Source organism: Hallella faecis (assembly GCF_018789675.1).
GTDB lineage: Bacteria > Bacteroidota > Bacteroidia > Bacteroidales > Bacteroidaceae > Prevotella > Prevotella faecis.
Map to the genome: position 1 here is coordinate 17,436 of NZ_JAHKBE010000019.1, position 11,342 is coordinate 28,777.

Here is an 11,342-nt window from a genome sequence, read left to right on the forward strand (position 1 = left end):
CTAAGGGAACAAACCAGCCACCAAAGCCTTATCCTCAGCTGAGTCTACGCAATCGATTTGGGAATCGAGAATTTGAACAAAAAGCACGGCCGAAACCCCCAAATTGATATTAATATGTTGAAAATATCACGTTTTCAGTGAATTATTGAAAGGAAAATAGTAATTTTGCACCCGTAATCACGAATTAGATAAAGGAATAGATTATGAAAGTAGCTATTGTCGGTGCCAGTGGCGCCGTGGGCCAGGAGTTGCTCAGCATCCTCGCAGAGCGCAATTTCCCGTTAGACGACCTTGTGTTATTTGGTTCAAGCCGAAGCGCCGGAACGAAATACAACTTCCGTGGTAAAGAGTACGAGGTGAAACTCCTGCAACACAACGACGACTTTAAGGACGTGGACATCGCCCTGACATCAGCTGGTGGCGGCACCAGCTTGGAGTTTGCTGAGACCATCACCAAGTATGGTGCTGTGATGATCGACAACTCCAGCGCTTTCCGCATGGATGAGGATGTGCCCCTCGTGGTGCCTGAGGTGAACGCCGAAGACGCGCTCAACCGTCCCCGCAACATCATCGCCAACCCCAACTGCACCACCATCATGATGGTTGTGGTGCTCAAGCCCATCGACCAACTGTCGCATATCCGCAAGGTGCATATCGCCAGCTACCAGAGCGCTTCGGGCGCAGGAGCTGCCGCCATGGAAGAGCTCAAGCAGCAATATAAGGAACTCGTAGAGGATGGAAAGGTGTCGACCATCAACAAGTTCCCTCACCAGTTGGCCTACAACGTCATCCCGCAGATCGACAAGATGACACCCAACGACTACACGAAGGAGGAGATGAAGATGTTCAACGAGACGCAAAAGATCATGCACAGCGACATCCGCACATCGGCCACCTGCGTCAGAGTGAGCTCGCTCCGCTCACACTCGGAGAGCGTGTGGTTTGAGACCGAGCAGCCCGTTAGCGTGGAGGCCATCCGCGAGGCGCTCCAAAAGGCACCGGGCGTGTCGGTGGTCGACGACCCGCAAAACTACGTCTACCCCATGCCCCTGGAAAGCGCTGGCAAGGATGATGTGTACGTGGGACGTATCCGCAAGGACCTGGCCGACGATCTCGGCAACACGCTGTGGCTCACAGGCGACCAGATTCGCAAAGGCGCCGCACTCAACGCAGTGCAGATTGCCGAATACCTCGTCAAAAAGGGAGACCTGAAGAAATAATCGCAACAAGCGAAAACATAACCAAGCCGATGGGAGGAAGGACCATGAAAGCCTTTCGCCCATCGGCTTTTTTACGCCCAATAGGGCCATGGGAGCTAACCACAAATAAGACATGGGCACATGGCGAATGGGCTACGAAAGGGAAAGGCGCAAGCCCCGACAAACACCAACAAGAATAGAAAACAACTGACCGATTGGGGTTGAAAAGCATCATCGGAAAACATTATTTACTTATTTCTTGCGTTTCGCTTGTCGTATATCGCTTTTTGTATTAACTTTGTAACAACTAACTAAAAACCGTTACAAATGATTGATATCCTTAGCCACTACGAACCGATTACGCTCGACGAAATGAGCGGCATCCGGCTGATGAACCGCACGGATACCAAGTTTGTCACCACAAAACCCATGCTGCGCCAACTCCTGCTCTTGGCACAAGATGATTATCGCATGCAAGAAATAAAAGGCGAACGCATAGCACCTTATTACACGGTATATTTCGACACGCCCGATTACGCCATGTACCTCCGCCACGAGACGGGGCACACCAACAGGCAGAAGCTACGCATCAGGTCGTATGTCAACTCGGGGCTCAACTTCCTGGAGGTAAAGACCAAGAACAACCATGGAAGGACAAGAAAGAAGCGCATCACCATGCACGACTTCGACCCGAAGTGCCCGCAACACAACATCGTGTTCAGGCCCGAGGAGTGCGATTTCCACCTCTACGACGAGTTTCTTACCGCCAACCTACGATACGAGCCCACACTTCTCACCGAGAAAGTGGAAAACCACTTCAACCGCATCACGCTGGTCAACAAACTGAAGACAGAGCGCCTCACCATCGATTTCGACCTCGAGTTTGACAACATCGGCAACGGAAAGCACAAAGACATGGGAAACATCGTCATCGTGGAGCTCAAACGCGACGGCCTCCAACCCAGCCCAATCCTCAACCATCTGATGGAGCTGCGCATCAAGCCCATGGGCTTCAGCAAATACATCATTGGATCGGCACTCACCGACAGTACACTCCATTGCAACCGCATCAAACCACGATTGCGCAAGATTGAGAAAATGATGGCCGAATAAGACCTTCGTTTTCATTAAGTCAAATGGGCAGAACCGAACTTACCATAGATCGGCTATGGCGAGAAAGAGACCATGATATGGAACTAACGTCAACTCACACAAAACAAAAACCTTCCCCACCGAAACAAAAACCAATACACCGAAACAAAAACCAATACACCGAAACAAATAATTTAAATAATGGACATTTTCAACCTTACATTCTCACACGACTTCCCATTGATGATCGTTAGGTTCATCATCCTGATGCTCGTCACATGGACCATCGTCGACCGCCTCTACTACAAGAAGAGCCATCGACGCGACTTCTATTTCTCGTTCATGCTCATGAGCGTGGCTATCTTCTTCCTCGTTTATTTCATGATTTTCGTGCTCGAAGATCTCAAGGCCAAGACCAGCATCGGCATTGGTATCGGCCTGTTCGGCATATTCTCCATCATGCGATACCGCACCGACGCCATGCCCGTCAGAGAAATGACGTACATGTTTGTCATCATCGCCCTGTCGGTGGTCAACGCCATTGCCAACAGCGTGTCGGTGGTGGAGTTGCTCGCCACCAACCTCATCGTCATCTTCCTGATATGGATTTGCGAGACACAACTCAAGCAAGAACCCGCAAAGCTGGTGCAGTACGACCGCATAGACCTCATCACCCCCGACAAGCGCGAGGAGCTGATGGCCGACCTCACCAAACGCCTGGGCATCAACATTCTGCGAGTGGAGGTGGGAAGCATCGACTTCCTGCGCGACATGGCCATGCTCAAGGTGTACTATTCGGCCTTATCGAGCGACACCGACCTGGACCAGAAGATTCGCCTCACACGCGAAGACCAGAAGCAGTTTACCCCATAAAACCCTAACCATCATTCACCAACCATTCACAATAACATGAAAAAGCAACTATTCATCACCCTTGCGCTCCTGGCCGCAACCTTGTTGGCGTCAGCGCAAAGTGAGCCGAAAACAAGCGACGACTTTGGTATCTGGACCGACATCTCGGCCGAGAAGAAACTATCGAAGAAGGCCAGCGTGGAGATCGAAGCTGAGTATCGCACAGCCAACAATGCCAATCAAAACAGCCGTTGGTCGATGGGACTATCGGGCGAATACAAGCTCACCAAGTGGCTCAAGGTGGGAGCGGGATACACCTTCCTCTACAACCACAACGACAAGTACACCTACCACGACGAGGATCCCAACAAGGCCAACTACGGAAAGCTAAACAAATATGCCTCTTACTGGGGCCCACGTCACCGCGTGAACGTTGACGTGACAGGCGCCGTGGGATTGGGCGATTGGAAGTTCGACCTGCGCGAACGCTGGCAATACACCTATCGCCCAGAGAAAACCATCGACGAGCGCTACGATTTCGACGACGAGGACTGGGACGGCAAGCAGAAGACCTATAGCGGAAAAGGAAAGAACACACTGCGAAGCCGACTGCAGGTTTCCTACGATAAGAAAGGGCTCGACGTGGAGCCTTACGCCAATGTGGAACTCTACAACGCGTGGAGCGTGGAGAAGGTGCGCTACACCGTGGGACTCGACTGGAAGATTGTCAAGGGCCAGACGCTCGGTGTGTACTACCGTTACCAAGACAACAGCAAGGATGACGACGACAACGACCGCAACATGCACATCCTCGGACTGAGCTACAAGGTGAAATTCTAACCACAAACGGCATACCGCAAAGGCGTCGCGCGGCTTGGTGGGCGGCAATCAGCACCCACAAGGCCGCCCCCCCCCCCCCCCCCCCCCCCCCCCCCCCCCCCCCCCCCCCCACGCTCGCTTTTCCACCACCAAGAGCACGTCTTTCCGAAAAAATACGTAACTTTGCATACAACAACAAAGCATTTCCAAACGGCATGCCAAACATAGCCTCATACTTTCCCATCACCGACCCCACACTCATCTTCTTTGTGGTGTTGCTAATCATTCTATTTGCGCCCATCATCATGGGCAAGCTACGCATACCGCATATCATCGGAATGGTTTTGGCAGGAGTGCTCGTCGGGCAGTACGGGCTCAACATATTGGAGCGCGACGCCTCCTTCGAACTGTTCGGACGCGTGGGACTTTACTACATCATGTTCCTCGCATCGCTCGAGATGGACATGGATGGCGTGAAGAAATACAAGAACCGCATCATTGTCTTTGGCCTGCTCACATGCTTCGTTCCGCTTGCCATAACCTATTTCACGAGCATGGCCTTACTGGGCTATAACTCGGCGTCGTCGTTCCTCTTGGGATGTATCATGGCGTCGAACACCTTGGTGGCCTACCCCATCATTTCACGATACGGACTGCAGCTCAAGCCCAGCGTAACGCTCAGCGTGGGCTCCACCATGCTCAGCCTGCTCATATCGCTCATCCTGGTGGCCGGAATCGTAACGGCACACAAGGGCGGTGGCGACACGTTGTTTTGGATAGGGTTCGCCGTTAAGTTCGCCGCCTATTGCGCAGGCGTCATCTTTCTTGTGCCCCGCCTTACCCGATGGTTTCTCCGACGCTACAGCGACGCCGTCATGCAATTTATCTTTGTATTGGCCATTCTCTTCCTTTGCGCGGCGCTCGCCGACCTGGTGGGACTGGAAGGCATCTTCGGAGCGTTCTTCGCCGGCATCATTCTCAACCGGTACATACCCCATGTGTCGCCCCTGATGAACCGCATTGAGTTTATCGGAAACGCATTGTTCATCCCTTATTTCCTCATCGGTGTGGGCATGCTCATCAACCTACGCCTGCTCTTCGCCGGCGGAAACATCATCTGGGTGGTGATCTGCATCGTGGTGTTCGGCACATTGGGCAAGGGCATAGCGGCACATTTGGCCTGCACCTTGTTCCGCATGCCCATCTCCTCAGGCCACATGATGTTTGGCCTGACCTCAGCCCACGCCGCGGGAGCCATCGCCATGATCATGGTGGGCATAGGGCTGAAGACCGACGATGGGCAACTTCTCGTGAACGAAAGCATGCTTAACGGTGTGGTCATCATGATTCTGTTTACCTGCATCATATCATCGATGATGACTGAATGGTCGGCCCAACGCATCGTCATGCGCGACAAAGACGTGGCGCACGACAATGAGACGCACGACGACGAGCGCATCCTTGTGCCCGTGAAATACCCCGAATACGCCAACCAACTGATTGCTATGGCCATCATGATGCGCAACCCAAAACTCAACCGAGGCATCATGGCGCTCAACGTGGTGTACGACGACGAGAACATGCGGAGCTACCAGGAACAAGGGCGCCGACTGCTGGAGCAGGTAACCCAATATGCCGCCGGGTCGGATGTGAAGCTGCAAACACAAGTGCGCGTGGCCGCCAACATTGCCAATGGCATCAAGCACGCCTTCAAGGAGTTTGAGGCTTCGGAGATTCTCATTGGCATGCACATGCACGCCAACGTGTCGCCGAAGTTCTGGGGACAGTTCCACCAGAGCCTGTTCAACGGCCTGAACCGCCAAATTATCATGGCGCGTCTGCACCACCCGTTGGCCACCCTGCGCCGCATAGAGGTGGCGGTGCCCTCGCGCGCCCAATACGAGCCGGGCTTCTATCGCTGGTTGGAGCGATTGTCAAGGCTCACGGAAAACCTCGAGTGCCGCATCATCTTCCACGGACGAGGCGACACGCTGATCATGATCAACGAGTTTGTGCGCAACCACCATCCACAGATGCGCGCCGAATACCTATCGATGGAGCACTGGAACGAGATGCCCAAGCTGGCCTCCACCATCCAGGAAGACCATCTCTTCGTGGTCGTAACGGCCCGAAAAGGCACCGTGTCGTACAAGAACGCGCAAGAGCGTCTGCCTGAGGAGCTCACCAAATACTTCACGGGCAAGAACCTCATGATTATCTTCCCCGACCAGTTTGGCGACGACAAGACTACCATGACCTTCGCACAACCGCTGCACACCGAGGAGCAGTCGGCTTACGAGGCCATCCACGAGTGGTTGCAACGCCATCGCCATTGGTTCAAAAAATAACACCTCCCAAGTGGCGACCCGTCAAGCCACCACCGGACGAAAACACCCATTCTTATGATAAACATTCAAGGTATCACCAAATCATTCGGCAACCTCCAGGTGCTCAAAGGCATCGACCTACACATTGGCAAGGGCGAAATCGTATCGATCGTTGGCCCTTCGGGCGCCGGCAAGACCACGTTGCTGCAAATCATAGGCACCCTCGACCGCCCCGACAGTGGATCGGTCACCGTCGACGGCATCAACGTGTCGGGCCTTTCGACCAACAAACTGTCCGATTTCCGCAACCGCCATATCGGCTTTGTCTTCCAGTTCCACCAACTTCTGCCTGAGTTTACGGCCTTGGAGAACATCATGATTCCCGCGTTTATCGCTGGCAAAGGGCGCAGCGAGGCCAAGGCGCGCGCCGAGGAGTTGCTGCAATTTCTGGGACTCGCCGACCGCGCCAACCACAAGCCCAACGAACTCTCGGGCGGTGAGAAGCAACGTGTGGCCGTGGCACGAGCCTTGGTCAACGAACCGGCCGTGATCCTTGCCGATGAGCCGTCGGGCAGTCTCGACACCAAGAACAAGGCCGAACTGCACCAATTGTTCTTCGACCTGCGCGACAAGTTTGGCCAGACGTTCGTCATTGTCACCCACGACGAGCAGTTGGCTGCCATCACCGACCGTACCATCCACATGAAAGACGGCCTGCTGATGCCCGAGAGCACCATCACTTCACCCAACGACCCCACAACCACTACCGTATGAATACCATCAAGATTGGCGACTACAACACGCTTAAGATGACGCGATTGGCCGAGCGCCCCAACCCCCACGCCTATGGAGGCAAGGAAACCTTCGGCATTTTCCTTGACGGCGGAGCCGAGGGCGACATTCTCATGCCTGCCAAATATGTGCCCCAAGGGGTGCGAGAGGGCGACGACGTAACATGCTTCGTTTACCTCGACCAAGACGAACGCCTCATTGCCACCACCGAACAGCCGTTGGCCAAGGTGGGCGACTTCGCCTACCTGAAATGCACATGGGTCAACAAATATGGCGCTTTCCTCGACTGGGGACTGATGAAAGACGTGTTCTGCCCGTTCCATGAGCAGAAACGCCACATGGAGATTGGCGAGTATTACATCGTTCATATCCACGTGGATGAGGAGAGCTACCGCATCGTGGCCTCAGCCAAGGTCGACAAATATCTCAGCCAGCCCAAGGCAGAGGATTTCCCCACGGCCACCCAGCAAGGCGAGGGCGAGCACTCGAAGGGCGTGGCGTCGGCCCAGCCCCTTCCGCTCTTGGTGTGGCAGAAGACCGACCTGGGCTTCAAGGTCATCGTCGACAACCAGTATGGCGGTTTGGTTTACAAGGACCAGATATTCCAACCCATCCACACAGGCGACCGCCTGACGGGTTACTTGCTGAGCCTTCGCCCCGATGGCAAGATGGATATCAGCCTACAACTGACGGGCCATCGCCAAACCATGGACTTCTCCAACACCCTGCTGCAATGGCTGAAGGAGCACGACGGCCACTGCCCTCTGTGCGACAACAGCGCGCCCGAAGACATCAAGCAAATGTTCCAGGTTAGCAAAAAGGTGTTCAAACGTGCCGTGGGCGACCTCTACAAGAAGCGCCTCATCACACTGGGCGACAACGGCCTGACGCTCGTCGCCTCTGAGCCCTCCAACCCTCAGCAGGATCCCCAACGCCCAACGCCCTACAAACACAGATAGAAACACGCCACCATTTATAACCCTGAGCCCCGTTCCATCCTATAAGCCAAGGATGAAGCGGGGCTCAACGTTATACGAGATGTAAGGGCTTCTGCGCAAACAGTTCAACCTAAATCGTCATTAGATTTCAATTCTTGTTAGTTTTTGTTTCGAGCAGGTTGCGACAGTCGCGGCCAAAGCCATAGCGGGCTATGTCGAAATGCGAATGGAAGCAAGATGTCGAAAGAAACGCTGACAAGAGTTGGAAAGAAGCAATAACAACCTACCATTTCACCTATTTCGGTCTAATGACGATTTGAGTTCATAGGAATGGGGACAAATGCCAACGCCACTGCCCCACCCCATCAACCAAAAACGCTTGGCGAGGAGGATTGCTCCTTCATCGCCAAGCGTTATGATTAGGTCAATGTATCGCGTGCTTTAGAACTCAGCGTTCTTCGGTGTACGCGGGAAAGGAATGACATCGCGAATGTTCTGCATGCCCGTAACGAAGAGGATGAGGCGCTCGAAGCCCAGTCCGAATCCAGCGTGGGGGCACGAACCATACTTACGTGTGTCGAGATACCAGTCGTAGGTCTGCTCGCGCATACCACGGCGCTCAATCTCGCTCATAAGCTTCTCATAGCTCTCCTCACGCACAGAGCCGCCGATGATCTCGCCAATACGCGGGAAAAGCACATCGGTACCCTGCATGGTCTTGCCGTCGGGGTTCTTCTTCATGTAGAACGACTTGATCTCTGCGGGATAATCGGTCATGATGACGGGGCGCTTGAAATGCTCCTCCACGAGATAACGCTCGTGCTCGCTGGCCAGGTCCATGCCCCAACCCGAGATGGGGAACTCAAACTTATGGCCATCCTTGACGGCCTGCTGCAGGATTTCGATACCCTCGGTATAAGTCAAGCGAACAAAGTCCTCCTTAACCACACTCTCCAAGGTCTGCAGGAGCGACTTGTCGATCATCTGGTTGAGGAACGCAAGGTCGTCCTTACAGTTGTCGAGAGCCCACTGCACACAATACTTGATGAAGTCCTCCTCGAGGTCCATCAGCTCCTTCTTGTCCATGAAAGCCACCTCAGGCTCAATCATCCAGAACTCAGCGAGGTGACGCGGCGTGTTGCTGTTCTCGGCGCGGAAGGTAGGACCGAAGGTGTAGATGGCACCCAGAGCCGTGGCACCAAGCTCGCCCTCGAGCTGACCCGACACGGTGAGGTTGGTCTTCTTGCCGAAGAAATCCTTGTCGTACTCCACCTTGCCACTCTTGGCCACACGGTCCAGGTCGAGCGTTGTCACCTGGAACATCTCACCAGCGCCCTCACAGTCGCTGGCTGTGATGAGCGGAGAGTTGAAGTAATAGAATCCGTGCTCATGGAAATACTTATGGATGGCAATGGCCATATTATGACGAATGCGGAACACGGCGCCGAAGGTATTGGTGCGCAAACGCATGTGAGCATACTGACGCATATACTCGAAGCTCTGTCCCTTTTTCTGCATGGGGTAGTCGGACGGGCAGAGACCGTAGATCTCAATCTCCTCGGCCTGCACCTCGCAGGTCTGTCCCTTACCTTGGCTCTCCACGAGCAATCCCGTGGCACGGATGCAAGCACCCGTGGTGATGCTCTTCAGATCCTCCTCGTTCATCTTGGCGGGGTCTACTACGACCTGGATATTCTTGATGGTAGAACCGTCGTTCAGAGCGATGAAGTCGACAGCCTTGCTGCTGCGGTGCGAGCGCACCCATCCCTTGACTGTAATCTCTTTACCATAGTCGGTGCTCACCAGGGCATCGACGACTTTTGTTCTTGTAGACATGATACCTATTATTTACTATTCATACATACCGTTGCGGAGCATCTCCACCTCCTGCTCGGTGAGGAAACGCCAGTCGCCACGGCGAAGGTTTTTCTTTGTCAATCCGGCAAACTGAGCGCGGTCGAGCTTCACAACACGATAGCCCAGCTTTTCGAAGATACGGCGCACGATACGGTTGCGGCCGCTGTGGATCTCAATGCCCACCTGGCTCTTGTCGCGATCGTCGGCATACTCAATGGCGTCGGCATGCACCTCACCATCCTCGAGCTCAATGCCCTCGGCAATCTTCTGCAGGTCTTCCTCGCTCACATTCTTATCGAGGAACACGTGGTACACCTTCTTCTTGAGGAACTTGGGGTGAGTGAGCTTACTGGCCAAGTCGCCATCGTTGGTAAGCAACAGCACACCGGTGGTGTTGCGATCGAGGCGGCCAACTGGATAGATGCGCTCGGGGCAAGCGTCCTTCACGAGGTCCATCACGGTCTTACGCTGCTGGGGATCGTCGCTTGTGGTAACGTAATCCTTCGGCTTGTTGAGCAGCACATACACCTTCTTCTCCAAAGAAACCGGCTGGTCCTGGAACTTCACCTCATCGGAGCGCTTCACCTTCATACCCAGCTCTGTGGCCACCACACCATTGACGGTGACGACGCCTGCCTGGATAAACTCGTCGGCCTCACGGCGTGAGCACACGCCAGCGTTGGCCAGATACTTGTTGAGGCGGATGGGCTCGTTGGGGTCGATGTGCTCCTCCTTATACTCGATACGCTTCTTCATGCTATACTTAGCGTTGGGATCGTATCCGGGACGCTGACCATAGCCACCCTGCTGACGGTTGTAACCACCCTGACGGTTATAGCCTCCCTGACGGTTGTAGCCACCTTGGCGGTTATAGCCACCCTGACGAGGCTGGTAGCCACCCTCCTCGTGATTGTTGTTGTTATAGCGCGGACGGTAGCCACCCTGCTGGCGGGGCTGGTAACCACCCTGACGGGGCTGGTAGCCACCCTCCTCCTGATTGTTGTTGTTATAGCGCGGACGATAGCCACCCTGCTGGCGAGGCTGGTAACCACCCTGACGGGGCTGGTAGCCACCCTGCTGGCGAGACTGATAACCGCTCTGCTCTCCACCGCTCTGCAAGCCGGCGCCGAAGCCCTCGGGACGGAAACCGCCCTCGCCCTGGCTGTGGCCACGGTCGGAGCTGTATGCGCGCTGCGTGTGGATGCGCGGACGCTGTGGGCGACCGCCACTGTGATAATCTTTCTGATAACCTGAAGGTCTGCTGTAGCCCTCACGGCCGCCTTCTCTCTCTTGGCTCTGATTCTCTGATGAGCTCAAAGACTTGTTCTCCATTTCTTCTGACATAATCTTAAATCTTTTTCGTTTGAACTTTAAACTATACCGTTTGACCTTCCCGGCCTTGGCAGTTCCGATAATGGATTTAGCGCAACTAACGCCTACCTATATCCCGAACCAACCGTCTCCAC

General features: G+C 54.4%; 9 protein-coding genes. 7 read left to right on the forward strand and 2 right to left on the reverse strand.

All coding sequences use genetic code 11. The features are described 5' to 3' along the window. Positions 1-203 precede the first annotated feature (203 nt). From KM934_RS06205 to KM934_RS06235, 7 genes are all read left to right on the forward strand, one after another. Positions 204-1,220 carry an aspartate-semialdehyde dehydrogenase gene (locus tag KM934_RS06205; protein ID WP_215759758.1) on the forward strand — a complete coding sequence of 339 codons (1,017 nt, stop codon included), beginning with the start codon at positions 204-206 and terminating at the stop codon, positions 1,218-1,220. 306 nt (positions 1,221-1,526) lie between these two features. Next, positions 1,527-2,312, forward strand: a complete 786-nt coding sequence (locus tag KM934_RS06210) for a polyphosphate polymerase domain-containing protein (protein WP_215759759.1) — start codon at positions 1,527-1,529, stop codon at positions 2,310-2,312. A 180-nt stretch (positions 2,313-2,492) separates the two neighbouring features. After that, on the forward strand, positions 2,493-3,164 hold the full coding sequence (locus KM934_RS06215) for a DUF4956 domain-containing protein (protein WP_252344917.1): 672 nt from the start codon (positions 2,493-2,495) through the stop codon (positions 3,162-3,164). Between the two features lie 36 nt (positions 3,165-3,200). Next, positions 3,201-3,983 carry a DUF2490 domain-containing protein gene (locus KM934_RS06220; protein WP_215759760.1) on the forward strand — a complete coding sequence of 261 codons (783 nt, stop codon included), beginning with the start codon at positions 3,201-3,203 and terminating at the stop codon, positions 3,981-3,983. 194 nt (positions 3,984-4,177) lie between these two features. Next, positions 4,178-6,310 (forward strand): cation:proton antiporter, encoded by a 2,133-nt coding sequence (locus KM934_RS06225; protein ID WP_215759761.1) that lies wholly within the window; start codon positions 4,178-4,180, stop codon positions 6,308-6,310. Between the two features lie 54 nt (positions 6,311-6,364). After that, on the forward strand, positions 6,365-7,063 hold the full coding sequence (locus tag KM934_RS06230; protein ID WP_215759762.1) for an ABC transporter ATP-binding protein: 699 nt from the start codon (positions 6,365-6,367) through the stop codon (positions 7,061-7,063). Further along, positions 7,060-8,040, forward strand: coding sequence for a CvfB family protein (locus tag KM934_RS06235; RefSeq protein ID WP_215759763.1), 981 nt, complete (start codon positions 7,060-7,062; stop codon positions 8,038-8,040). The genes KM934_RS06230 and KM934_RS06235 overlap by 4 nt, the downstream gene beginning before the upstream one ends. A gap of 420 nt (positions 8,041-8,460) precedes the next feature. Here KM934_RS06235 and asnS read toward each other — a convergent pair whose 3' ends face one another. Together asnS and KM934_RS06245 are read right to left on the reverse strand one after the other, a co-directional pair. Continuing rightward, positions 8,461-9,855 (reverse strand): asparagine--tRNA ligase, encoded by a 1,395-nt coding sequence (gene asnS, locus KM934_RS06240; RefSeq protein ID WP_215759764.1) that lies wholly within the window; start codon positions 9,853-9,855, stop codon positions 8,461-8,463. Between the two features lie 15 nt (positions 9,856-9,870). After that, complete coding sequence (locus tag KM934_RS06245; RefSeq protein ID WP_215759765.1) at positions 9,871-11,220, reverse strand: pseudouridine synthase; 1,350 nt, start codon at positions 11,218-11,220, stop codon at positions 9,871-9,873. Positions 11,221-11,342: the final 122 nt, after the last annotated feature.